General features: G+C 32.1%; 28 protein-coding genes. 10 read left to right on the top strand and 18 right to left on the bottom strand.

Going from position 1 to position 25,946, the window contains the following annotated elements; all coding sequences use genetic code 11:
* Positions 1–100 precede the first annotated feature (100 nt).
* From HMPREF3241_RS13305 to HMPREF3241_RS13315, 4 genes are read left to right on the top strand one after another with little or no spacing between them, the layout of a single operon-like run.
* Positions 101–223, top strand: a complete 123-nt coding sequence (locus tag HMPREF3241_RS13305; RefSeq protein WP_371106697.1) for a hypothetical protein — start codon at positions 101–103, stop codon at positions 221–223.
* Between the two features lies 1 nt (position 224).
* A complete protein-coding gene (locus HMPREF3241_RS11035; RefSeq protein WP_002490332.1) occupies positions 225–725 on the top strand; it encodes a hypothetical protein in 501 nt (166 codons plus the stop codon).
* Positions 726–1,034 (top strand): hypothetical protein, encoded by a 309-nt coding sequence (locus HMPREF3241_RS13310; protein ID WP_225973795.1) that lies wholly within the window; start codon positions 726–728, stop codon positions 1,032–1,034.
* Positions 1,035–1,049: 15 nt separating this feature from the next.
* Entirely contained in the window at positions 1,050–1,415 is a 366-nt protein-coding gene (locus HMPREF3241_RS13315; protein ID WP_134806001.1) for a hypothetical protein, read from the top strand.
* Positions 1,416–1,985: 570 nt separating this feature from the next.
* Here HMPREF3241_RS13315 and HMPREF3241_RS11045 read toward each other — a convergent pair.
* The 6 genes from HMPREF3241_RS11045 to HMPREF3241_RS11070 are packed head-to-tail and all read right to left on the bottom strand — an operon-like array spanning position 1,986 to position 7,923.
* On the bottom strand, positions 1,986–3,830 hold the full coding sequence (locus HMPREF3241_RS11045) for a monovalent cation:proton antiporter family protein (protein ID WP_002486013.1): 1,845 nt from the start codon (positions 3,828–3,830) through the stop codon (positions 1,986–1,988).
* A 9-nt stretch (positions 3,831–3,839) separates the two neighbouring features.
* Positions 3,840–5,225 carry a magnesium transporter gene (gene mgtE / locus HMPREF3241_RS11050; protein WP_002475133.1) on the bottom strand — a complete coding sequence of 462 codons (1,386 nt, stop codon included), beginning with the start codon at positions 5,223–5,225 and terminating at the stop codon, positions 3,840–3,842.
* 24 nt (positions 5,226–5,249) lie between these two features.
* Complete coding sequence (locus tag HMPREF3241_RS11055) at positions 5,250–6,104, bottom strand: RluA family pseudouridine synthase (protein ID WP_002486012.1); 855 nt, start codon at positions 6,102–6,104, stop codon at positions 5,250–5,252.
* Positions 6,101–6,910, bottom strand: a complete 810-nt coding sequence (locus HMPREF3241_RS11060) for an NAD kinase (RefSeq protein ID WP_001829306.1) — start codon at positions 6,908–6,910, stop codon at positions 6,101–6,103. Before HMPREF3241_RS11060 ends, HMPREF3241_RS11055 begins: the two co-directional genes overlap by 4 nt.
* Before the next feature lie 13 nt (positions 6,911–6,923).
* Entirely contained in the window at positions 6,924–7,559 is a 636-nt protein-coding gene (locus HMPREF3241_RS11065; protein ID WP_002457168.1) for a GTP diphosphokinase, read from the bottom strand.
* A gap of 16 nt (positions 7,560–7,575) precedes the next feature.
* Entirely contained in the window at positions 7,576–7,923 is a 348-nt protein-coding gene (locus HMPREF3241_RS11070) for a UPF0738 family protein (RefSeq protein ID WP_002457169.1), read from the bottom strand.
* 284 nt (positions 7,924–8,207) lie between these two features.
* Here HMPREF3241_RS11070 and HMPREF3241_RS11075 point away from each other — a divergent pair, with 284 nt between their 5' ends.
* The 3 genes from HMPREF3241_RS11075 to yjbH all read left to right on the top strand — a co-directional run bounded on the left by HMPREF3241_RS11075 (position 8,208) and on the right by yjbH (position 10,065).
* Positions 8,208–8,798: a CYTH domain-containing protein gene (locus tag HMPREF3241_RS11075; RefSeq protein ID WP_002486008.1), complete on the top strand. Its 591-nt coding sequence runs from the start codon at positions 8,208–8,210 to the stop codon at positions 8,796–8,798.
* 81 nt (positions 8,799–8,879) lie between these two features.
* Positions 8,880–9,245 (top strand): truncated hemoglobin YjbI, encoded by a 366-nt coding sequence (locus tag HMPREF3241_RS11080; RefSeq protein ID WP_002457171.1) that lies wholly within the window; start codon positions 8,880–8,882, stop codon positions 9,243–9,245.
* Positions 9,246–9,267: 22 nt separating this feature from the next.
* Positions 9,268–10,065, top strand: coding sequence for a protease adaptor protein YjbH (yjbH, locus tag HMPREF3241_RS11085; protein ID WP_001829256.1), 798 nt, complete (start codon positions 9,268–9,270; stop codon positions 10,063–10,065).
* A 463-nt stretch (positions 10,066–10,528) separates the two neighbouring features.
* On the opposite strand, the gene pepF is transcribed toward yjbH, so the two are convergent.
* The 4 genes from pepF to spxA all read right to left on the bottom strand — a co-directional run bounded on the left by pepF (position 10,529) and on the right by spxA (position 14,935).
* Positions 10,529–12,337, bottom strand: a complete 1,809-nt coding sequence (gene pepF / locus HMPREF3241_RS11090) for an oligoendopeptidase F (protein ID WP_002486007.1) — start codon at positions 12,335–12,337, stop codon at positions 10,529–10,531.
* 49 nt (positions 12,338–12,386) lie between these two features.
* Positions 12,387–13,367, bottom strand: a complete 981-nt coding sequence (locus HMPREF3241_RS11095) for a competence protein CoiA (RefSeq protein ID WP_002486010.1) — start codon at positions 13,365–13,367, stop codon at positions 12,387–12,389.
* A gap of 95 nt (positions 13,368–13,462) precedes the next feature.
* Positions 13,463–14,185 (bottom strand): adaptor protein MecA, encoded by a 723-nt coding sequence (gene mecA, locus HMPREF3241_RS11100; RefSeq protein ID WP_001829308.1) that lies wholly within the window; start codon positions 14,183–14,185, stop codon positions 13,463–13,465.
* Positions 14,186–14,539: 354 nt separating this feature from the next.
* Complete coding sequence (spxA, locus tag HMPREF3241_RS11105; RefSeq protein WP_001829294.1) at positions 14,540–14,935, bottom strand: transcriptional regulator SpxA; 396 nt, start codon at positions 14,933–14,935, stop codon at positions 14,540–14,542.
* Positions 14,936–15,225: 290 nt separating this feature from the next.
* Between spxA and trpS the strand changes: the two genes are divergently transcribed.
* Positions 15,226–16,215: a tryptophan--tRNA ligase gene (trpS, locus tag HMPREF3241_RS11110; RefSeq protein WP_002446070.1), complete on the top strand. Its 990-nt coding sequence runs from the start codon at positions 15,226–15,228 to the stop codon at positions 16,213–16,215.
* Positions 16,216–16,269: 54 nt separating this feature from the next.
* Here the strand turns inward: trpS and HMPREF3241_RS11115 are convergent, their stop codons facing one another.
* From HMPREF3241_RS11115 to opp3b, 5 genes are read right to left on the bottom strand one after another with little or no spacing between them, the layout of a single operon-like run.
* Positions 16,270–17,913 (bottom strand): peptide ABC transporter substrate-binding protein, encoded by a 1,644-nt coding sequence (locus tag HMPREF3241_RS11115; protein ID WP_002446069.1) that lies wholly within the window; start codon positions 17,911–17,913, stop codon positions 16,270–16,272.
* A 23-nt stretch (positions 17,914–17,936) separates the two neighbouring features.
* A complete protein-coding gene (locus HMPREF3241_RS11120; RefSeq protein ID WP_002446068.1) occupies positions 17,937–18,878 on the bottom strand; it encodes an ABC transporter ATP-binding protein in 942 nt (313 codons plus the stop codon).
* Positions 18,871–19,950, bottom strand: a complete 1,080-nt coding sequence (locus tag HMPREF3241_RS11125) for an ABC transporter ATP-binding protein (RefSeq protein WP_002457175.1) — start codon at positions 19,948–19,950, stop codon at positions 18,871–18,873. Before HMPREF3241_RS11125 ends, HMPREF3241_RS11120 begins: the two co-directional genes overlap by 8 nt.
* Before the next feature lie 14 nt (positions 19,951–19,964).
* Positions 19,965–21,035 carry an oligopeptide ABC transporter permease gene (gene opp3C, locus HMPREF3241_RS11130; RefSeq protein WP_002446066.1) on the bottom strand — a complete coding sequence of 357 codons (1,071 nt, stop codon included), beginning with the start codon at positions 21,033–21,035 and terminating at the stop codon, positions 19,965–19,967.
* Positions 21,035–21,961, bottom strand: coding sequence for an oligopeptide ABC transporter permease (opp3b, locus tag HMPREF3241_RS11135; RefSeq protein WP_001829338.1), 927 nt, complete (start codon positions 21,959–21,961; stop codon positions 21,035–21,037). Before opp3b ends, opp3C begins: the two co-directional genes overlap by 1 nt.
* A gap of 240 nt (positions 21,962–22,201) precedes the next feature.
* Here opp3b and HMPREF3241_RS11140 point away from each other — a divergent pair, with 240 nt between their 5' ends.
* Complete coding sequence (locus tag HMPREF3241_RS11140) at positions 22,202–22,573, top strand: DUF3899 domain-containing protein (RefSeq protein WP_002446065.1); 372 nt, start codon at positions 22,202–22,204, stop codon at positions 22,571–22,573.
* A gap of 70 nt (positions 22,574–22,643) precedes the next feature.
* On the opposite strand, the gene fabF is transcribed toward HMPREF3241_RS11140, so the two are convergent.
* Both fabF and HMPREF3241_RS11150 read right to left on the bottom strand, forming a co-directional pair.
* Positions 22,644–23,888, bottom strand: a complete 1,245-nt coding sequence (gene fabF, locus HMPREF3241_RS11145; RefSeq protein WP_001829324.1) for a beta-ketoacyl-ACP synthase II — start codon at positions 23,886–23,888, stop codon at positions 22,644–22,646.
* An 11-nt stretch (positions 23,889–23,899) separates the two neighbouring features.
* A complete protein-coding gene (locus HMPREF3241_RS11150; RefSeq protein WP_002446064.1) occupies positions 23,900–24,841 on the bottom strand; it encodes a beta-ketoacyl-ACP synthase III in 942 nt (313 codons plus the stop codon).
* Between the two features lie 280 nt (positions 24,842–25,121).
* Here HMPREF3241_RS11150 and HMPREF3241_RS11155 point away from each other — a divergent pair, with 280 nt between their 5' ends.
* Positions 25,122–25,316, top strand: a complete 195-nt coding sequence (locus HMPREF3241_RS11155; RefSeq protein ID WP_002495797.1) for a YjzD family protein — start codon at positions 25,122–25,124, stop codon at positions 25,314–25,316.
* Between the two features lie 257 nt (positions 25,317–25,573).
* On the opposite strand, the gene HMPREF3241_RS11160 is transcribed toward HMPREF3241_RS11155, so the two are convergent.
* A partial coding sequence (locus HMPREF3241_RS11160) for a transposase (RefSeq protein WP_070853669.1) occupies positions 25,574–25,946 on the bottom strand: 373 nt, incomplete at its 5' end.

A 25,946-nucleotide genomic window follows, 5' to 3' on the forward strand; every position in this document is an offset into this window, starting at 1 on the left:
AAGTATTCATTTACTCCATTTTTATATTTTCACCCCCCTTTTAGTGAAAACAGGCATGCATGGAGGTATGTAAAATACGGCAAGTCGTATGACGCCTAAAATGACAGCAATGAAAGATAGTGTTCTCAACCAGTCTAAAAACTTTGCACAGAACAATCGAGTCGGCCAAAGTATTCAACGTACATTCACACCCAATCATCAAGTCACACACACCAAAAGATAGTATGGTAAAGAGTGAAGGTAAACATGTAAGTAATGAAAATAAATCTCTTGATAAAACTTTACCTAGATATGGTAAAGTTAAAATTTCTTCTCAATTAAGAAAAAGATTAAGAAGTAGAACGCCAAATGTTGAATTGAATAGAAAAGTTAACGAAGGTGTAAAATTGTCTATGATAGATTTTGCTTTGCTAGGTAAAATGATAAATAACAAGTTAGAAGCAGACCATATAGTTTCAATGAATAAAATAATAAAAATGGATGGTTTTGATAAATTAGATTACAAACAGCAAATTGATCTATTAAATTATGAAAAAAATATAATGAGATTAAGTAAAAGCGCAAATGCATATAAAAATAACAAAAATTATTTAGTGTGGGAAGAATATAAGAAAGAAGGAATAAAAGTAGATAGCACATTCAGAAATAGAATGATAAAAAAAGAGGCGGAATTAGAGAAAGAAATTCAACATAAAATAGATGAATTAATAGGAAGGGATTTTTAAATGAATAAACATGAATTATCTAAAATACTAAGTGAATACACACTAAATAATAATAAAGTAGAATTTATTAATGTAGATAATCAAATGAATATACCAGAATATTGGAAAGAAATATTTGGAAATGACAGATTCATTGATAGGAAAAGAATATTGCTATCAAAATGGAAGAAATATGTTGGTGAAGAATTAAGTAACACGATAAACTACTTAAATGATTATTTAGTAAATATTGATTTAATAAAGGTAGGAAAAGAAATTTCTATTTTGTACACTATTAAAAGTTATCAGACAGGTGATTATTTATATTAAGAGGGAAAAAACCCAATGGATACTTTAAAAAATATGAAAGAATCAATTAAAAAGAATTGGGAACAATTTCCATCTTCTTTTAAAAATTTTTATGAGAATTTACATAATGGGTTTTGTATGTTTAGTAGTAAATCTTTGGGATTAGAGTATTCTGAAAATATTAATTGTATGTCTGAATTTGATTGTGATAATGAAATCCCCTACAATTTTGATAATTTATTTAACTTTTTTAGTAATGGAATGGGATCTTATGTTGTTTTAGATATTTCTCAAAATATAGAAAGAAGTGGCGTACTATGGCTAAAAGGTCATGAACCAGAGAGCGAATTTAATATATGGGATTTAATTGATGAGTGGATTATTATTGCATTTGATCAATAAAATCAACTTATAAAAGTTTTAAACAAATTATGAGTCCATTTAAATAGTAGTCAAAGTCATGTTTTTAATAATGTTCTTTATCAGACATAAAATTTAAAAAGTTAATCATGGTTAACATTTAAAGAAGTGCACATAGAAGACATATAGTTGAATTTACTATGTCAACGCCAACAAATTTTCGCATATTAAATCTAATTTGTTCCCCTTACTAGTTACAATAACGGCTGAAAAGAATTATATCCGAGAATCATAAGCTTATCCTTGTGACTCACCCGTTCCACAATTACATGTTACTTTTTTGAAGATAATCATATCTACTTGAAATACTTTTTACTATAATTTCAACATCAGAAGAGTAGCCTTTTGATGTAAAAAAAGTATTAAGCAACTGACTAAAAGTGCTTAATACTTTTTGTTATCGAAAAAGCGACGTCAACATAGAAACAAAACTTTTAAACAATTTATTTCTAAGTTATGACGCTTATTAAAATACATTTAACTTTTATCTTAGATAAATAATAACAATAACGTACATAACCGAAACCTTATAAAACACAAACGATGCGGTGTTTAATAATAAAATTCCAATTCTTGCTTTAATTCATCTACATATTCTTTAGTTCCCGTCACAATCAAACGATCTTTATATCGTAACTGTGTATCACCATGAGGTACGATTGAATCATTATCTCTTATAATACGAACAAAAATAATATCGCCACCAAATGGGAAGTTACGTAATTGAATATTTTCATATTGATAATTTAACATTTGAATTTCATATAGAGATGTTTCTACATTACTTAATAAATTCAGCATATTAGGTGTTTCTATTAAACTTTTTAGTAAGATTTTATTACTTAAATAATTACTAAACACCTCTATACCTTGATGTTTCAATGTTGGATCTTCGTTTGTACTTTCAAGTCGACATATAACACGTTTAACACCGTGGTTTTTAGCCATTAATGCAACGCTTTTATTTATATTGTCATCATTCGTAGAACATACAACAATATCTCGCTCGAAAAGTCCCAAGCGTTTTAGTAAATCTTCTTCGTAATCTGCTATTTCTATCATAGTAATATCGTCAGAGAGCTTTCTACTATCACTCAAATCTTTTCGATAGTATAAAGAAACGTCATATAACTGAGAAGTTAAATTTTGTGCTATTGGAATAGTTAATTGATTCTTACCAATCATACTTACTTCTATGCGGCGTCCCACTTCATTAGGAATTGGGAACATCTTCTTGAATATCACGGGTACGAAGACACATGTGATTACAGCACTAAGAATTAAAATACCGGAAGTTTCCGGAGAAATCGCTTTTAATTTTTCAGCAATTTTAGCCGCAGCTATAACAAGTGATAAAGTTGATGTAAGCAAGAAAGCAGATGCAATGGTAGTTTTAGTGTCAAACCAGCGTCTAATGTAAAATACTGGTATCAGTTTTGAAATGATAAATGAAAAAATGAGTACAGGTATAATGAGTAACAACGACGGTTCTTTAATTAAGCTCGGGATATCTAAATCGACGCCTACCATGATAAAGAAAATTGGAATAAAGAAACCATAACCAAAGGAATCTAATTTTTCTACCATCTCTTCATTAGGTTTAAGTAAAGAAACAACAACACCGGCAAGGAATGCACCTAATATGTATTCAGCACCAACACCTTCAGCAAGAGCTACTAATAAAATAATAAGTGCAAATACCGCTCTAATACCTATTTGCGTTGTACCATCCATTAACTTTTGCAAGAAGGACATACGTTTAAATAACACACCGATTACATAAAAGACAACTGTAAATACAACTAAAATACCTGTAAGCCATATCGTACTACCACCTTCACCATAAATGGCACCATAAACAGTTAGTAAAATCATGGTAAATAAATCTGCTAATACAGCTACTAGTAAAATAAATTGTCCTATCGTTGTACGCATAATGTTCATTTCTTTAAGGGTTGGTACTACAACTCCTAACGAAATTGTTGAAATGATTATAACCATTAAAAGAACATCATTAACTAATCCTAACCATTTAAATGCAAAAGCTAAAACAACGGAAATCATCATAATAAATGCAAATACTGTCAGTGCCAGCTTAAGATGACCAGGTACATCCTTTTCATGTTTATCTTCTCCTTGTCTTGGACGTGAATCCTTTTTAAATGCATTAAAGTCAATTTCTAGACCACTTAAAAACATTAAAAAGATAAACCCAAGCGTAGATAAAATATTAAGGAATGCATCTCTTTCCACTAAATTGAGAAAAGAGTGGCCTATCACTATCCCCATCAATATTTCAGCTACAACAACAGGAAGAAAGTTTATATTAAAACGATGCACAATGATCGGAGTCATAAATGCAGCTACGACGACTATAACTAAAGATAAGAATTCCATATGACCTCCTTATGTTAGGTATGACATGAATGATGTAGCTAACCCAAAATAAATAAGCATACTCACAATGTCATTAATTGTTGTAATAAAAGGACCACTTGCAACAGCAGGATCAATTTTACATTTGTTCATTACTAAAGGAATCATTGAACCAACCAATGTACCTACTGTCATTGCGCATGTCAAACTCCCACCTACTATTAAAGCTAATAACGGTTGTCTGAATATGACGACAATAATTAAGAAAAGGATAACTGCACAAACAATACCAGATAATAAACCACTTCCCGCTTCTCGCAATGCAATCTTAAATTTACTCTGTTCATTTATTTCCCCAGTAGATATATTACGGACAGAAACGGCTAATGATTGTGTACCAGAATTTCCTGACATACCACTTATAATTGGAATAAATGCTGCAAGTAATGCCACTTGAGATAATGTATCTTCAAAACTACCTAATATAGTAGCAGTAATCATACCCAAAAATGTTAACACAATGAGCCATGGTAACCTTTTACTCGCCGTTTTAAACACTGAGTCACTTGTAGAATCAATGTCAGATACCCCAGCTAATCGTGAGTAGTCTTCACTTGCTTCTTCATCCATAACATCCAGGATATCATCAATAGTAATAATACCTAGTAAATGATTTTGATAATCTACAACTGGAACAGCTATAAAATCATAGTCTCTCATTAATTGAGCAATATCTTCTTGGTCATCACCGACATTAGCACTGATGACACGTTCACTCATAACATCTTCAATGTATGCATCATTCTCAGCTACAATAAGATCTCTAAGTGATAGAACACCAACAAGTTGTTCATCTTCATTTACTGCGAATATGACATATATTGTTTCAGCATCAGGCGCTTGTTCTTTTACGTGAATTAACGCTTCTTTAACAGGTGTAGTTGATTTTAAAGAAATAAATTCCGTAGTCATTATACCGCCGGCAGTATCTTCTTCATAATGTAATAAAGCTTTGATTTCATTAGCATTATCTTTGTTCATTAATGTTAGCAAACTCGCCACTTTAGGTTTAGATAACTCATTTAAAATATCTACTGCATTATCATAAGACATTTCTTCTAAGACATGACTAGCATAAGTAGCATCCATATTATCAAAAAGACTCTCATAATCATCGTCATCAAAGTCTAATTGATCAAAGAAATTTGCTACTTCTTTGGGTGATAAAAACTCAAATATTTTTTGTCTATTTCCATCATCCGTATCTTCAAAGTATTCACTTTGCTCATAATTATGTAATTCTAAAAATTCTTTTCTGAATTCATCTATATCATTTTGATCTAATAATCGATCAAATAATTCTTTATCATATACGTCTTCACGAACGTTGTCTTTCATTTCAGTTTCGTTAGACATGTTAACACCTCCAAAACATATTTATTATACCATGTTGAATAATTTAATTAATTGTTTGTAATCAACATTTATCAGATAATGAGACCTGTATATGGGGTGGATAAATTCGACTGAACAGCAATGTAACGCTTGTCCATGAACACAAGGATGATTTCCACCGTACAAATCATCGCCAATTAATGGATGACCAATATACTCAAAGTGAACTCGAATTTGATGCGTTCTTCCAGTAAGTAAATTAATCTTACATAAACTAGCAGTCTCATTTTGCATAAGCTTTTGATAGACAGTTTTTGCATACTTTCCCTTTTCATTAACTTCTCGCTTAATGATACTATCACTCAGCCTTGCAATAGGCACTTCAATAACACCTGAAGATTGTGTTTGGCCATAGGCTAAGGCGACATATTCTTTTTTAAATTTCACCTTTGAAAACAAATTGTGTACATGTCCAAATTTAGCAAACACAACTAAACCTGAAGTGTTTCGATCAAGTCGAGTTACAATATGAGGATTTATTTTTTCGCCTTTTTTTGTATAATAAGCAAGCACTTGTTCTACTAAACTGCCATGGGGGTGTTCTCTTGAAGGTGCACAATTTTGCATTTGTGGCTTGTTTACAATTATCAAATACGCATCCTCATAAATGACTTCTAATTCCTTATCGTAGGGAATCAAATTCTCACTTGGTGTTTCACTTGGAAAATGAACTTCTAATCTATCACCTTTGTCCATAACTTGTCTGACAGTTACAGGTGAACCGTTTAATAGTAAAGCGCCATTTAATTTAATGGCGCTCAACGTGCGTTTAGAATAATCTTGATTTTTCAAAAAAGTTTTCACTGGTTCTGACTGTACAATTTGATATGTTAAAATCATCGTTCATCATCACTAGAAATAAATGAGTCATGTACCCTTTTCCAAAACGGAAATGGACGGAATCTGGCAAAACGCACTTTCTCATTAGCAACTCTATACTGTATTGCATTGACGTTTTTGTGCTTAATACTAACATGATCGATTGTGGTTCTAATCGTATCGTGATTTACCGGCGTAATTAAACACGTATGATGTTTAGGAAGTACTAATGGCGAGCCTACCGTTCTAAACACTCTATTATTAATAGATGCAATTTCAGCAATTTGCATCGCTTCAAGTGATGGATGTATGAGCGCACCACCTAAAGCTTTATTATAAGCTGTCGAACCCGAGGGTGTAGATATACACAACCCATCTCCTCTAAATCGTTCGAAATGTTTACCTCTTATATTGACGTCTACAACCAATGTTGAGCCATTTTCAGTTTTCATTGTTGCTTCATTTAAAGCAAGGTATCTTGTTTCATAACCATTATCGTTATACCTGACTATTAATTCTAAGAGTGGATATTCAATAACTTGAAACTCCGAATTATTAATTTCAATAATAAGCTTTTCAACTTCATGAGGTAACCAATCTGCATAAAATCCTAAATGACCGGTGTGTATCCCGACAAAAGCAACTTTGGATAACATATGACTATATTGATGGAAAGCTTGTAATAACGTTCCATCTCCCCCAACTGAAATGACAATTTCAGGATTTTCGCTATCTTCTACCATTTGAAAATCTTTCATATGATTGATCATTTTATGCTTTAATGCATTTGATTTTGAATCACCTTTAGTAAGGATTGTATAACGCATGATTTACACCTCATTAGTCATTTTCATGTTTCTTAGCACGCTTTTGCGTGTAATACTTTTGCGCTTCTTGAATTTCATCTTTAATTTCAGACATTTCTTCATCTAATAAATATGCCGCTTCTGCTGCTCTCTCTAAACGATGTTGAATCTCATCTGGATATGCCCCATCATATTTATACCTTAATGTATGTTCGATTGTAGCCCAGAAGTTCATTGCTAAGGTTCTGATTTGAATTTCAGCCAATATGTGCTTTTGTCCACTGAGTGTTTCAATAGGATATTTGATTATCACGTGATAAGAACGATAGCCACTTTCTTTTGTATTTCGAATGTAATCTCTTTCTTCTATAACCTTGAAATCTTGACGTTGTCTTAATATATCAACAACTATGTCAATGTCATCCACGAATTGACACATAATTCTAAGACCAGCAATATCGTACATTTCTTCATGTAAACAATCAAAAGGGATACCCCTTTTGTTCGCTTTGTCTATAACGCTTGAAATAGGTTTTACCCTTCCAGTTACGAATTCAATTGGAGAATTATGTTCTCCCACTTCGTATTGTTTTCTTAATCCTTTAAGTTTTACTTTTAACTCATCGACAGCTTGCTTATATGGCGTTAAAAATTGATCCCACTGGTTCATTTTGTTTCACTCCGCTTCACTCTAGTTCGAAAGTTTTTTCAACAGCTGAAACAAACTCCTTACCATAGTTATTGTTTCCTTCTATGTTATTCAAAACATAATCTAATTCTTCTTGGAAATGCTTAAGTTCTAAATGATTATTAATAATGATTTTTTTATCTCTATTCTCATGCAACATCGACCATGTTTCCTGAACAAAAATCAAATATGAATATGATTGTCCATCATCTAAAAGATAAGCAAAACCATAATTATCACTATCAACAAGCATTTGACCTACCTCTTCTAATCCTTCTGTAGATTCCTCTGAGAAGCAATAAACGCCATCATCTTTTAATTTAATTTCATTTATGTAAATACGCATGCTTGTTTCCTCCTTATTCCATACTAGTTTAACATATTACAACCTATCAAAACACGCTACAACTCACAGAAAAAATCTTCTAGTCTCTCATGTTTTTACTATTATCATTACTCATTCTTTTATGATGATTTAGTGATTACCACAATCTTTTTATCTTCTAACTCACCTAGCCAATTTAAGTTTCAACTTTTACTTATAGTGTTTGACTTTAATTATAAATCAAAATTCGTCATAATAAGACATGCTAAATTTACAATAGCTAAAACATGATAGAGGTGACTTTTATGTCTATGAATAATGAGATTGAATTTAAACAAATACTAGGTCAAGATACTTACTCAAAAATCTATGAACTCTATTTCAAAAATCAATCACCTTTTAAGCAAACTAATTTCTATATCGACACAGAGAATTTTAAATTAAAGCAACATCAGGCTGCTTTGCGTATAAGAGTCAAAGATTATATGTATGAAATGACTTTAAAAGTCCCTGCTGAAGTTGGATTAACAGAATATAATCACTCAGTAAATATAGAACCTAAACTTGATATGTCACTTCAACTCTCTCAATTACCCAAAGATATTAGAAATATTTTAGAACATGACTTTAATATTTTAGAAAATGAGCTTAAAGTGTTAGGAAACTTAACTACCTATCGTTTAGAAACTGATTATCAAAATGAATTACTAGTATTAGATAAGAGTGAATATCTCGGCAAAACTGATTATGAATTAGAGTTTGAAGTCCATTCTTATGATGAGGGATATTCAAAATTTAAAAGTTTACTTCAATATTTTAATCTTCAACATCAAAAACCCTTGAATAAGGTGCAACGTTTTTTTCAAGAAAAACAAAATGTAAGCAATAAAGAGTAACAGTTGTCGATAAGGCAAATTACTTTTAAATGTAAAAATTCATGTTATATTAGATATATATTAATGGAACACGGTGATATTATGTCTAAAACACCATATGAGTTGATTGGTCAAAAAGCCTTGTATCAAATGATTGATCATTTCTATCAACTTGTCGAGAAAGATTCTCGTATCAATCATTTATTCCCAGGCGATTTCAAAGAAACCAGTCGAAAGCAGAAACAATTTTTGACACAGTTTCTTGGAGGTCCTGACTTATATACACAAGAACATGGTCATCCCATGTTAAAACGAAGACATATGGAATTTACAATTAGTGAGTATGAACGTGATGCATGGCTTGAGAACATGCATACTGCTATTCAACACGCCGAACTTCCTGCGGGTGTAGGCGATTACTTGTTTGAGCGATTAAGACTTACTGCACATCACATGGTAAATTCCTAAATTTAATTGTAGGTGAAAATACATGGCTGAAGAATTAAGAATCATGGAGAATAAGAGTCGTGAAGATACTAATCTATCACCTGTTAGCAAAATAGAAATCTATTCTTTTTTTGATCCTTTTAGTAAAGATTGTTTTAAATTATCTGCAATCTTATCAAAATTAAGAATTGAATATAATAAATATATAAAGGTAAGACATATTTTAAACCCTTCTTTAAAGGTATTAACTAAGTGTCAAGCTCAAAGTACTTCGGATTTTGACAATATTGCACTTGCCTATAAAGCCGCTGAACTTCAAGGTCGCATCAGAGCAGAAAGATTTATACATTTAATGCAAAATGAAATCATTCCAAAACGTGATATTATTACCGAAGATATGATTTCTGATTGTATTAATAATGCCGGTATTGACTATCAAGTTTTTAAAGAAGACTTGCAAAAGGACAAGTTGACTGACAGCTTGAAAGTTGATCTTCACATTGCAAGAGAAATGGAAATAGAACAAGCTCCCTCACTTGTTTTTTTCAGCGAAAATGTTCATGAAGAAGGTTTAAAAGTCGAAGGATTATATCCTTATCATATCTATACTTACATTATTAATGAGTTAATGGGACAACCTATAGAGAAAAATCTTCCTCCAAAATTAGAATACTACATTCAAAAGAAACAACTAGTAACAATGGAAGAACTTTTAACAATTTATGAATGGCCTGAAAAATTATTAAACAAAGAATTAAAGAAACTCACACTTCAACAAAAAGTTGAAAAGTTGCAATATCCAGAGGGAGAATTTTGGAAGTCTAAAATGCCTCAGTGTTAATGATAGATATGATGAGAGCTATACAAATTTCATTTTGAAAAATAAATCTTAATTACGATAGCGTGGACGCTCGAGTATAAAAAGAATATTTCACATTTGTTTTTAACTCAGTTATCTATAAATTAAAAAATCGCCTATGACACGAATAGTTGTCATAGGCGTTTTTTAATATTTACTGATGTATTTTTTCATTAAAAATATACACAATAATGTATATATGATGTATAGCAACAATTTTTATATTCAATTTAAAAATTTTCAAATAAAAAAACGCCGTGTCTGATTACACGACGCTAAACAAAGGGGATGGGAGAAATTTTTCACTTCAAACAAAGGGGTATGTTTGTTATGTGATTAATTTCACGTTCATAATATAACACGGTAAAATATCCTTTTCAACCCTTGTTTATTCATAAAATCAAATTGTCACAATCTGTTCATATTGTAAGCGAATTCAATTCTGCTAAGCTTTCATTAACTTTTCAAAAGCATCTAATTTCTGCTCAAATACTTCACAAGCTTCCTCTATTGGTTGAGGAGTTGTCATGTCAACACCTGCATTTTTTAATATTTCGATTGGATAGTTTGAGCTACCCTTTTTTAAGAATTCATTGATATAACGTTCAACAGCAGGTTGACCCTCAGTTAATATTTGATGACTTAAACTTTGCGCCGCACTATAACCAGTAGCGTATTGATATACATAATAATTCATATAGAAATGAGGAATACGTGACCATTCCTTACTGATATCTTCGTCAGTTTCTACCGCTTCGCCGAAATACAATTTATTAAGTTTAGCATATTCTTCATTCATACGATTTGGCGTTAATGGCTCCCCAGCTTCTTCTATTTGATGTATTTTATGTTCAAATTCAGCAAACATGGTTTGACGGAATAGTGTTGCTCTAAATCGTTCTAATTCTTGGTTAAGTAACAATAGACGTCGTTCATCATCCAAATGTTTATCCATGTAGTCACTCAGTAAAGCCTCATTACAAGTTGATGCAACCTCAGCGACAAAGATTGTATAATCGCTTAAATTTGATGGTTGATTTTGTCTACTAAAGTAACTATGTGCAGAGTGACCAAATTCATGTACTAAAGTATATAAATCAGAAACAGTGTCAGACCAGTTAAGTAAAATAAAAGGATTAGTTAAATGCCCACCGGATGAATATCCGCCTGAACGTTTACCTTTATTTTCATATACATCGACCCAACGGTTATCTAGACCTTCTTTAACCACGTTTAAGTATTCTTCTCCCATTGGCTCAAGTGCTTTTAACATCCAAGATTTTGCCTCTTCATATGGCATTTCAAATTTAACGTCTTTAACAAGTGGTGTATAAAGATCATACATTTTTAAATCGTCTAAACCTAGTAACTCTTGTCTAAGCTTCGTGTATCTGTGTAATAATGGTAAGTATTTATGGACCGTTTTGATTAAGTTATCGTAAACAGCTTCTGGAATATGGTTATTACTTAAAGCTCTTTCACGTGCTGAACGATAATGATGTGTTCTAGCATTAAATACATTTTTCTTAACCTCACCAGCTAAAGTAGCACCTAGTGTGTTATTATGCGCACCGTATGCTTTATAAACATTTCTAAATGCAGAAGCTCTTAACTCACGATCATCAGACTCTAAATACTTGATAAATGTACCTTGTGTTAAAGGATAAGCTTGACCATCTTTATCTATAGCATCTTCAAATTCTAAATCTGCATTGCTAAACATTCCATATACATTAGAAGGCGTAGAAAGTGCGTCTTGTGCTTCTGTTAATAACTTTTCTGTATTCGTATCTAATATATGTGGACGTTTCTCATTAATCAATTTCAAATCGAATTCATAACGTTTTAAATTATCATTAGAATCGATAAAAGATTGAATAGTAGCTTCATCTAGTTGTAAAATTTCAGGTACTAAAAAACTCCATGCAGAGCTATATTTAATAACAAGTTGATGTGCACGTGCTTCTAAACCGGTATACTTATCATTTGCAGTATCTTGATCTTGTTTTAAATGTGCGTATACATATACCTTTTCTAATTTTGTACCTAGCTCGTCTTCAAGACTTAGCGCTTCATATAGTGTTTCGGCACTTTCACCAAGATGACCTTTAAATTTTTCTTCTTCACCTATTTTAGCTTCAATACTTTTAAAAGCTTCTTCAAATGCTTCATCGCTTTTAAATATAGTTGTTAAATCCCATGTATATTCAGGATATTTACGTTCCTGTTCTTCTCTTGTTAATTGTTGACTCATAATGTAAACCTCCTTAATAATCTAATAGCTTAATTTTCTCATTTTAGCACTACTTTTGCACGTTTAAGCCTTCATGTTCATATAAATAATCAAATTCACGCAAAATAGTGTTTAATATTTGACGTTTGTCGTATTGAAACGTTACAAACACCCTAAACTTAACTTTACTAAGAAGTTGTTTACATAATTCATTTTCATTTAATGTTCTTCTTAGCAACAGATATTTTAATTGCCATTCTATTGGATGCGTTATTAAATATATTTGATGTGGTACAATATATCCTAATTTAGAAATTACATCAGAATCACACATATTTAATTGATACATGGCACTGAGTGTAGGTTCTAAAACACTGTGGCGCTTTCTACAATAGTTTATATAACGTTGTATATTAGAAGCAGACAACCTAAAATTGGGAACATTATTTGATTGAAAAGTCATATTTATTATATCCTCAAATTTTAAAACTTTTCTTTGTGCAACAAAATTTTTACCGCCTACATGTTGAAGATGACTATATAATATTAATACAAACTTTTTTGAATCCCATGTTACTAATGTTCTATTAATTGGATGAATAAAAGCACTTTGAAATGGTGATAATTTAACGTATTTATCTTTCAAAGGAACATCTTTAATAATCCAAATCACATTCAAACCTATTCGCTTTAAACCAGTTGTTCGGCGAATAATTTTACTGATACTTATTTTAGAAAATTGAACTTCAATTGCATTTTCTTGATTGATCACAATATCTGGATATTGCAAAACTTCTTTGTAATAAGGTTCAATTTCCACGTTAAAATTCAATGCTTTATAAATTCTTGCTAAATATAACTTTGCTTCATAATGTTCAACTGATTCTGACTTTGAACAGTGGTGATTAAAACGTGTTTTATGCGCAAAGTGAGCTATTAAAGTCATCCCTTGTTTGAGTATCACCTCAGACTTACAGTGAGGACATTGATATTTATCAAATTTGTTTGCATGTTGTGCTAAAATTTTCTGACCTTGCTGATTGATTGCCATTAACATCTCCTCACCCCATTATTAATAACGGAGTACAGCATAGTTTTACTTTTTTTTTAAAAAAAAGGTGCCCAATGGCACCTTTTAAATCATTATTATTCGTTTGTATCAGTAAAGTATTTACGTACTTGAGAAGTAACATTGTGACTCATAATAATCTTAGCGTAGTCGTTTAAATATATATTTGTTTTATCGGTTGGATATGCAAACTCCAATAACTGACTATAACTATCGTTAATCATCTCTTGTGAAACTGAATCATCAAAATGAATTGAGTAATAATATTTATTATCAATCATATATAATAAATCTTCAAATTCATCAGTGTTTTGATTATTATGATAAGCATAGTCGATAACTTGCTCTAAATCGTCAAATTTCACTATAATATTTCTTACATTTGATGGCTTATGCGCACGTCTTTGTTGTTTATCTTGATGGTTTTTCTTTTGTTGTTTACGTTGTTCAAATAAATCTTCTAAACTTTCTTCACCTTCAAGTGTTTGAGCCAATAATTCATTTACCTGATCATCAAATTGATGATTTGTATCATCGTCTGACATATTCATAGCATCTTCATTTTTTGATTTAGAAATCGTTACTTCCACGCCCTTTTCAAAAGCGTGTACTTGAATCCAAAGTGGACCTTCAACTACAAAATCCTCTTCTTCATTAATTTCATCCATCATTGACCAGAAAAATTCTTCACCACGTTTACGGTTACTCCATAGGTCTTCACGACTAAAACCACGTGCTTCAATGTCACTATATGTTATAAACAATTTTACTGTTGTATCATCAACACGTTCTATTCTCATATCATCTCACTCCTTACAGTCGATGAATAGTAACCATATTGTATTAGAACGGAGGTTAAATTACAATTTATTTGTTTGATTAAATTTAACTATTATTCATTTGGACATCTATTCTAACATATTCCCTGTTTTAATAACAAAAAACTTACTTTAAATAAGATTATATATAAAAGAGCCTAGGACGAAAAATGTCCTAGGCATACTTTAACGAATGGCAATCGATGACTAAATTGTTAGTACGCATATGTTAAGCGTTGTTCAACACGATTCTTCGTTACCAAAGTGGAAAAACGAAATCAGCAAGAATTCTATTCCACTCTCAAATATCTTTCAAAGAAGTTGTTAATATTATTATTAATCAACTAAACGTTGCGCTTCTTGTAATTGGAACGTACGTACTTTTCGTGGTAGGAAACGACGAATTTCATCTTCGTTGTATCCAACTTGTAAACGTTTGTCATCTAAAATAATTGGACGACGTAACAAGCCAGGATTATCTTGAATGATTGAGTATAAATCTTGTAATGGTAATGAATCTATATCCACATTCAATTTTTGATATGTCTTAGAACGTGTTGAAATAATTTCGTCAGTTCCATCTTCAGTCATTTTTAAAATTTGTTTAATTTCATCAATTGTTAAATGTTCAGAAAAAATGTTACGCTCCGTATACGGAATATCATGTTCTTGTAACCATGCTTTCGCTTTACGGCAAGATGTGCAACTTGGTGAAGTAAATAATGTTACCATACATCTCACTCTCCTATAGAATGAATTTAATTCATTATTTTAAAATTATTTGTTAATTAAAGAAATTAAGTTTTTAGCTTTCTTAATCTTACACTTATTATTATAAATGGCTAAGATTAAAATTAAATGAGAAAAACCTAATTTTTCTGAGAAATCTTAAAAATAAATAAAAATGTATACCTCTCTTTAACGATATACCCAGATATTGATATTTTAACACAACTTACAAATTAACGAAATACTGTTATAATGTTACATAAACAATATTAATTAGAAAGTAGGCATCTAATATGGAAACTTTATTCTCAGGAATTCAGCCAAGTGGTATTCCAACAATTGGTAACTACATTGGTGCATTAAAACAATTTGTAGATGTTCAAGATGACTATGAATGTTTTTTCTGTATCGTAGACCAACATGCAATAACGGTACCACAAGACCGCTTAAAATTACGCAAACAAATACGTCAACTCGCAGCAATTTATTTGGCATCAGGTATTGATCCAGATAAATCGACTTTATTTATTCAATCTGAAGTCCCTGCACACGTGCAAGCTGGTTGGATGCTTACAACAATAGCTTCTATTGGTGAATTGGAACGTATGACTCAGTTTAAAGACAAAGCTCAGAAACGCGCAGATGGAGTGCCTGCTGGTCTACTCACTTATCCACCATTGATGGCGGCTGATATCGTGATTTACAACACTAACATTGTTCCTGTTGGTGATGATCAAAAACAACATATGGAACTGACACGTAATTTAGTAGATCGTTTCAATAGTAGATATAACGATGTATTAGTAAAACCAGAGGTACGAATGCCTAAAGTTGGTGGGCGTGTGATGAGTTTACAAGATCCTACTAAAAAAATGAGTAAAAGTGATGATAATCAGAAGAATTTCATTTCTTTATTGGATGAACCTCATGTCGCTGCCAAAAAAATTAAAAGTGCTGTAACAGACTCTGACGGTATAATAAAATTTGATCGTGAGAATAAACCAGGCATTTCAAATTTACTTTCAATTTATTCTGGTCTAACTAATGACTCTATTAAAAATATTGAATCTAAATATGAAGGTGAAGGTTACGGTAAATTTAAAGGTGATTTATCGGAAATCGTTAAAGATTTTCTTATTAATTTCCAAGAAAAATATGCAAGCTTTTATAATTCTGATGACCTAGATGATATTCTAGATAAAGGTAAAGAAAAAGCTCAAAAAGCTTCATTTAAAACATTGAAAAAAATGGAAAAAGCAATGGGCTTAGGTCGAAAAAGATAATACTATATAATATAAAAATGCCTCGGAAATAATTTTCGAGGCATTTTTATACTCCTATTTACCTGTCTCCCTATTGATTGATTTATCAATATAGACATGTTTAAGCGTCGTTTCAGGCCCTACTTTGTGATATTGTAATCCTTTTACTTGCGGATTCGTTAAGTGTGCCTCTCCTTTTTGATAAACAGGAGCGACTGGCGCTTCATGTAATAAGATATATTCCGCTTTTTGTAATGAGGTATTACGTTCACCTGGCTTTCGTAAAAGCTTGCTGTTGGCTTCTTTGAGTAATTGATCGTATTCTTTATTACTCCAATCTGTATTATTCTGTGCATTATCTTTGGTCATTGTTTGAAGAAATGCTGTTGGATCAGGATAATCAGGACTCCAACCTGAATAACTTGCTTCATAGTTATTTGCTAATTCTAAAGTAGTTTTTTGTTTAAATGGCATTTGTTTAATTTTGAGTGTCACACCTGGTAAATTCTTCTCAACTTGGGATTTTATATATTCTGCAGCAATTTTTGAAGCAGGTGTATCCTGTGTGTTCATCGTAAAAGTAAATTTATTTTTTCCTAATTCTTTTTGTGCTTCTCTCCAATTCTTTTTCGCTAAATCAGGGTTGAATTTTAATGGTGATTTGATGGTTCTTGCAAAATCTTTGCCATCCGGAGTATCGGCAGTTCCTATACCAGTAAAATTATTTGATGGTAGCGAACCATCATTTAAAACAGAATTGACATATCCTTTTTTATTTATTGCTTGAGCTATAGCCAATCTTAAATGCTTATTTTTAAATTCAGGAACTGTTTTTTGATTCATTTTAATAAAGAATGTTGCTGCTGTTAAACGATAATTCAAAGCAGATTCTCCTCTATATTTATCAACTTGTTCAGAAGTTATAATAGTATCATCGACCGAGCCAGTATCATATAACGATGCACCTGCTTGTTGATCTTTTAATACTTTATAGTTCACTTTATCTAATTTTACATTCTTTTTATCCCAATATTGTTCATTTTTAACTAATTGAATTTTATCTTCCACTTTCCAATTTGTTACCTCAAATGGTCCATTGTACACTGCTTTTTCAGCAGTTGTACCATATTGTTCTCCAAACCTTTTAGCAACTTTCTCATTTTGAGGATTAAATGTATTAAGTGCTAATAGTTCATTAATATAAGGTACAGGTCTTTCTAAATCAACTTGCAATTGATATTTACCTATAGCCTTGATACCCAAATCTTTGACTGATTTTTTACCTGCATTAACTTCATCTGCATTTTTTATATCGCTCATTATGTATGCAAACTCAGAAGCCGTCTTAGGATTAACTACCTTTCTCCACGCATATACGAAGTCATATGCAGTTACCGAATCTCCATTGGACCATTTTGCATTTTTTCTTAAATTAATCGTAAGTGTTTTGCCACCATTACTCTTCTTTGGAAAAGATGTTGCAATGGCTGGCTCAGCTTTATCCTCTTTATTTAAAGTATATAATCCTTCAAATGCTTGCGCTGCTATATCACCAGAAACAGCATCTGTGATTAATGCAGTATCAAGTGTCGTCATATCTTGTGAAATGACCTTCCTAAAAACTTGCCCTTGATCTGAATATAAACTCTGCTTATTACTACAAGCAGATAAAACTATGCATACACTTAATAAAATAATTAAGCCTTTCAAACTTTTCATCTTTTAATTCCCCCTTTCTTAACTTATTTAACAGACAAACCATACTTTTGTTTCAATTTAATTGCTTCGTTTTGAGTAGAAAATACATAATGTTGTGGTCTAATTTCATTTAATTGTCTTTGTTCATTAAGCTTTGCATCTTCATGATATAAAACACGTTGACGATTTCTCTCAACATCAGGATCAGGCTGTGGAATGGCACTTAATAATGACTTAGTATAATCATGTAATGGATATTTATAAATATCATCAGCCGGTCCAATTTCTACAATTTTACCGAAGTGCATTACTGCAATTCTATCGGAAATATATTTCACCATTGATAAATCATGAGCAATAAACATTAAAGTAATATCACGTTCACGTTGTAGCTTTAATAAAAGATTAACGACTTGAGCTTGAATCGATACATCTAATGCTGATATCGGTTCATCTGCAATAATAAATTCTGGCTCTACAGCTAATGCACGTGCGATACCAATACGTTGTCTTTGTCCGCCTGAAAACTCATGTGGATAACGATTCGCGTGTTCTTTACCTAAACCAACTGTTTCTAAAAGGTCGTATACACGTTTCTTTCGATCCCGCTGACTACTAGCAAGTTTGTGAATATCTATTCCTTCAGCTACGATATCCATAACCTTTAACCGAGGATTTAGAGATGCATATGGATCTTGAAATATCATTTGAATTTTTTTATTAAACTTCAATCGCTCTTTACGTTTTCTAATTTGATGAATATCTTTACCATCATACTCAATTGCACCATCAGTAATATCATTTAATTTGATAATGGCTTTTCCAGTCGTTGATTTACCACATCCAGACTCTCCTACAAGCCCTAACGTTTCCCCTTTATAAACATCAAAACTTATATTATCAATCGCTTTAACTTCATTATGTTTACCTTGATTAAAATATTGTTTTAAGTTTTTAACTTGTAATAATACATTTTCATTACTCATTAAAAGCCACCCTCTCTACTCTTTGTGGTTGTTTATAATTATTTGGCATTGTTCTTAATCGTTTTTGAACCATTGATGGTGGCGTAACTTTCGGAGCTCTTGCATCTAACAACCAAGATTTTACAAAATGAGTGGGTGACACTTTATACCAAGGCGGTTCTTCCTTGAAATCAATATCTAAGGCATATCGACTTCTACGTGCAAAAGCATCACCAATAGGTGGATGAAGTAAATCTGGTGGTGTACCTGGAATTGCAATTAAATCCGTGTCATTACTGGTTGTTAAATCAGGCATTGAAGAAAGTAACCCCCATGTATAGGGATGTTTAGGATCATAAAATATTTCATTCACATCCCCTGTTTCAACCATCTGTCCCCCATACATTACGGCTACTTTGTCCGCAATATTTGCTACAACGCCTAAATCATGCGTAATAAAGATAATTGAAGTTTCAATCTTATTTTGTAGTTCTTTCATAAGATCTAAAATTTGAGCCTGCATTGTCACATCTAAAGCAGTTGTAGGCTCATCAGCAATTAATATTTTAGGCTCACATGCCAATGCTATTGCAATAACTATTCTCTGACGTTGTCCTCCTGAAAATTGATGTGGATAGGCTTTAAATCGTTTTTCAGCACGAGGTAACCCAACTAAATTCAAAATTTCCAATGCTCTTTGCTTGGCCTTTGCTTTACTTAATTTCTTATGTTTAATCAGAGGTTCCATGACTTGCTTTCCGATTTGCATTGTTGGATTTAAAGAAGTCATAGGATCCTGAAATATCATTGAAATGTCTCGACCTCTTAGCTGTATCAGTTCTTTTTCACTTTTCTGAGCTAAGTCTTCACCTAAAAATAAGATTTCTCCCTTTTTTATTCTTCCTGTATCTTTTTGAAAAAGTTTTGTAATTGCCTTAGTTGTTACAGATTTTCCAGATCCAGATTCTCCAACAATGGCTAACGTTTCCCCTTTATTCAAATGAAAATCCACGCCTCTGACAGCTTGCACTTCTCCTGCAGCAATATCAAAGGAAACGTGCAAATCATTTACTTCTAATACCGTTTCTGTCATTATTTTTACCTCCTTTATTTTCGCATTTTTGGGTCGAATGCATCACGTAGTCCATCACTAAATAGATAGAAGAATAAAATCAATAAACTTAAAATGATTGCTGGAATAAATAATTCATGAGGATGTATCAACAACATTGCACGTCCATCATTGACAAGAGATCCTAATGACGTCTTAGGTGCAGGCACCCCTATTCCAATAAAGCTTAAAAATGCTTCGAAAAATATTGCACTTGGAACGGTAAACATTGATGTAACGACAATAGCTCCTAAAGTGTTAGGTAGTATATGTTTAAAGATTAACTTGAATTTAGAAGCACCCAATGTTTGAGATGCCAAAACAAATTCTTGATTTTTCAATTTTAAAAATTCTCCACGTACCACTCTACTCATCCCCAGCCAGCCAGTAATTGACATAGCTAATATAATAGTCCAAATTGAAGGTTCAAAAATAAGTACGAATAAAATAACGACAATTAAATTGGGTATAGAAGCAATAATTTCTAAAATCCTTTGCATCACATCATCTACCCTGCCTCCAAAGAACCCAGAAATGGCTCCATATACAACGCCAATACAAATATCTAATAATGCAGCAACTACACCAATATAAAGTGAAATTTGCGCACCTTTCCAAGTACGTGTCCATAAATCACGTCCAAGTTGATCAGTACCAAACCAATAGTTTTCTTTCGCACCAGCTTCTTTGTAAGCATTTTTACCGTCCGTACCTTTACCGTCAAAAGGTAAAAATGAAACATGATCTAATAATGGTATTTTTGCTGGGAGATTACGATGATCAACATTCTGCTCAGCAAAATCGTGTTTATTCATTAATGGTCCTATAAATGCCATAATAACTATAAGCAACAAACCTATCATTCCGATTACTGCTAATTTATTACGTTTCAATTGTGACCAAGCATCTTGCCAAAAATTCTTACTTTCACGCGGCATTTCCGGCTCTTGATTCAAGTCTAAATCTCTAATTATAAAATCTGTATTCGAAATATCATTACTTGTATGTGACATCGTGCCATTAGAAATATCGCCATTAATGTTTGTAACATCTTCTTTATTACTCATTATTTCTTGCCCCCTTGCACACGAATTCTTGGATCGATAACACCATATAAAATGTCTACAATAAAAATCGAAACAATAAATAAAGTACTGAATAATATCGTAGTAGCCATGATGACTGAAAAATCATTTGTAGTTATAGAACGAACAAATTGATCACCTAAGCCTGGAACACCAAAGATATTTTCAATTGTTAATGTTCCTGTTAATATACCTGCTAACATAGGTACAATGATTGTAATAATAGGAATTAATGCATTTCGTAATGCATGTCCAAAGAGCACTTTTAAAGTAGAATTTCCTTTAGCTCGAGCTAAAAGTATGTAATCTGAACTGAGTACTTCAATCATTTCAGCTCTAATATATCTTGCAACAGTTGCTAAAACTGTAGCTGATAGTGCTAGAGAAGGTAAAATAGCTGTAGAAAAACCTTCCCATCCTGCAACTGGAAACCATTCTAACTTAACTGCAAATACATACTGCAATAAAACTGCTAAGACAAATGACGGCACTGATACTGCGATAACAGAGATAATTGTTGTTGTATAGTCTACCCATGTATTTTGTTTAGTAGCAGCAGCAACACCTAATACTAAACCTAAAACAACACCAATAACCATAGCCGTTATTCCCATCTCCATTGAAGGTATCAATCGTGGTTTAACTAAATCCCACACTGGCATATTATGATATTGAAATGAGTTGCCAAAATCACCTGTTACTACATTTTTCAAATAATTAACATATTGTAATGCTACTGGATCATTCAAACCGTACTTTTCATTTAATATTTCTTTTTGTTGCGCATTAAGTTTTGTGTCATTAAACGGAGATCCTGGCATTAATTTCATTAAGAAAAATGTAATTGTTATAACAATAAATAACGACACAAACATATAACACAATCGTTTCAACACATATTTAGTCATATACACCCTCCTAAATTAAAGAATATTCAAAATTGACATTCCCTTCATAATTTTCAGAAATATTAATCTTTATTATATCTATAATATTTATACAATTGCAATATCATTTTGCATTACAGTACTATAGTAAATATAGATAAATGACTTTTTTGTTTTATTCTCTTACTTTTACAATATAAAAATCCACCCTTTTCTAATATTAAGTTAAAATACATTTAGCATAGATAGGAGGTTTCATTAATGTCCATAAATTCTTATTTGATTTCGTCATTATTTACGCCAGTTTTATCAATAATTATATGGTTATTTTATTCAAATCACTTTATAAATTTAATCAATATCTTATTTTATACATCATTCATTATTTTTATAGTTGCTTTCCTTATTTTACTCATTCAAGAAGGAATATTTGATGCTACAAGTTTTGGATTTCGTCGTTTAAAGTATCAACTTTCCTCAACTAAGAGAAAACGTATGATGAAAAATGACCACTTTTTCAATCCACAAAAAGTTAAAAAAGAAAGTTATATAATTTCCCCATGGGTAGTTCCAACATTGATTGTTAACCTCACTTATATAGTTGTGAGTATCGGAGTATCCTTATTATTATAAAAAAATCTTCAAGTGAGTAGCTAAATTAATAACTCATCACTTGAAGATTTCTGTTTACATTTATTTAATTTTAGTCTTCAAATTTCTTAAATACTAACACTGCATTATGTCCACCAAATCCTAAACTATTACTCATTGCATAGGTAATGTCTAAGTCTTGGGCTACATTCGGAACAATGTCCAAATCACATTCTTCGTCTGGTGTGATTGCATGTATTGTAGGGGCTACCTTTGAATCACGAATTGATAGAGCAGAAAAAATAGCTTCAATTCCACCTGTAGCACCTAATAAATGTCCAGTCATTGATTTAGTTGAACTTACTTTTAATGACTTCGCAGCATCACCGAATGTATTTTTAATCGCTTGAACTTCATATAAATCTCCAACTGGTGTACTTGTGCCGTGTGCATTTAAATACTGTACATCTTGAGCTTTGATTCCAGCATCATCTAAAGCAGCTTGCATAGCTCTTGAGCCACCTTCACCTTCAGGCGCAGGTGCTGTAATATGATGTGCATCGCCAGAGGAACCATAACCTACAACTTCAGCGTAAATTTCAGCGCCTCTCTCTTTAGCTGAATCTAATGATTCAAGTACAACAATACCTGCCCCTTCACCCATAACAAAGCCATCACGGCCTTCTTGGAATGGTCGACAAGCCGTTTCAGGGTCATTGTTTGTAGATAATGCACGACTAGCACTAAACCCTGCGATTGCCATATGTGTAATAGGTGCCTCTGTTCCACCAGTCACCATTGCATCTGCATCACCACGTTGAATAATTTTAAATGCTTCACCTATTGAATTAGTCCCCGTAGCACAAGCTGTTACTGTAGAACCATTAGGCCCTTTAGCACCTAAATCAATAGAAACTTGACCGGTAGCCATATCAGGAATTAACATTGGAACGAAAAATGGACTTACTCGACGTGGTCCTCTTTCTACAAGTGTTGTATGTGCAACTTCGAAAGTTTCCATACCACCGATACCAGAACCAATCCATACACCAATACGGTCGGCATTTTTTTCATTAATATTTAATTGTGCATCTTTAACCGCTTCTCTTGCAGCAACCACCGCGTATTGTGTAAAACGATCCATACGGCGAGCTTCTTTTCTATCAATGTGGTCTTCTATATTAAAATCTTTCAATTCACCAGCAAGATGTACATTATAATCATCAGTATCTATTCTTGTGATTTTATCTATACCGTTAACACCTTTTAGTGCATTGTCCCATGTTGTTTTAGCATCGTTACCAATTGGAGATAAGGCTCCGATACCCGTTATAACAACTCTATTATTTTTATTCATACGTTATCCTCCTATTTTCCCCATTTAATAACGATTGCGCCCCAAGTTAGACCTCCACCGAAGCCAACTAAGACTAATGTATCGTCATCTTTGATTTTTCCATTTTGCAATTCTTGATTAATACTTAATGGTATTGAGGCAGCCGAAGTATTACCATATTTATTTACTGAGACACTCATTTTTTCTCTTTCTATTCCTAATCTCTCTCTCGCAGATTCCATAATTCTAATATTAGCTTGATGTGGAACAAATAAGTCTATGTCTTCAGAAGATAAACCAGCTTTCTCAACTACACGCGTAGATGCATCACCCATAATTCTCACAGCAAATTTAAATACTTCTCTACCATTCATTTTGAGTTTGCCAGTTTCTCTATCTAAGTACAAGTATTTACCGCCACTACCGTCTGAACCCATTTCATAGCTAATGATACCACGGCCTTCAGCAACTTCTCCCATGACAACAGCTCCAGCACCGTCGCCAAATAATACAGCAGTAGAACGGTCAGTCATATCGGTAATCTTAGATAATTTATCAGCACCCACAACTAAAATATGTTTGTAATCACCAGATTGTATATATTGTTTAGCAGTAATCATTGAATACATAAAGCCAGAACATGCAGCAAGTTGATCCATAGTAGCAACCTTACCTGTTCCTAGTCTTTCTTGTAAGATGTTAGCTACGCTTGGGAAAGGCATATCCCCAGTAGCTGTAGCAACGATAATCATGTCTATATCTTCTGGTTGAATGCCAGCATCCTCTATCGCTTTAATACTTGCATTGTATGCTAAATCAGATGTGTCTTGATTTTCGTCTGCCCAATGTCTTTCTTTAATACCAGTCATTTTAGAAATCCATTCATCTGAAGTTTCTAAAAACTGCTCAAAATAGGCATTGTCTATAATATTTTTAGGTGCATATGCACCAAAACCTTTAATACCCACATTCATGGTTGTACACCTTCTTAAAAATTTTTTAATACCAGGTATTAATTTAACATATTCATGTTTTTAAACTCAAGCAGAGAACCTCCCAATTAATACAAAACATTTCCATTAAGTATTTTAACAAACTTCACTAAATACATCTTTATAATTACAACATACTCTAATTTCTTATTTTGCTTTTAATTAAAAGTATGAGATAACAACGTCTTAGATTTATACTATACAAATAAGATATTATCACTTAAAATAGAGTTAACGAATAAACAAGTGGAGGTTATATAATATGAGATACCTCATGACATTCATTTGGGCAGTATTGTTACTTCAAATGGTTAATTTCGTATTGAATAGCTTAAATAGTGGACCGGCACTAAATGTAATTAATCCAATTATTATTGCTGTCATCTTCACTATTGTTGTAGCTATTTTAGATTCAATTCTTAAGCCGTCAAAAGGTTCAAGTCAATACGAATCTTAATTCTTTAAATAATAGTGTAGGAGGACATGAATGCTTGTCCTCCTATAACGTGTGTCGAAAAGATTGATATTAATGCATTTTTGATTCAATCATCAACTGCCTTTATATTATAAAAGAGCCCGGGACATAGTTTTATGACCCGGACTCTTTCCTACGATTAGTCAAGTACTTATAATTAAAATAAGCATTACTTAACTAAACCGTTCATTTTAATTTTTTTGAATAAGGTGTTAAACTGTATTTGATTGTACGTTTGGCTAATGTGGTGACATTTGATAATCGTACAATTTATGATTCATTACCAGATAATGAATCGTTTTTAATAATCGATTTATACAAGCAATGATGGCAGTCTTATGAGGTTTCTCATTAGGCTGCTTTCTTAGTTTGTAGTAATAATCGACGACATGATTGTCATAATGATGCTGCCCTCTTATTATATTCATAATCACCCAAAATAAAAGTTTTCTCGCTTTTTTATTACCACGCTTGTTGATGGTATCTCTACAGTGTGTATTACCTGATTGATATCGTTTGATATCAATGCCTACAAAAGCGTTGAGTTGTTTATTTGATTTAAATCGCTTAATATCACCAATCTCCCCAATAATCATAGCTGTGCTTAGCTTA

The organism is Staphylococcus sp. HMSC34G04, from assembly GCF_001838765.1.
GTDB lineage: Bacteria > Bacillota > Bacilli > Staphylococcales > Staphylococcaceae > Staphylococcus > Staphylococcus epidermidis.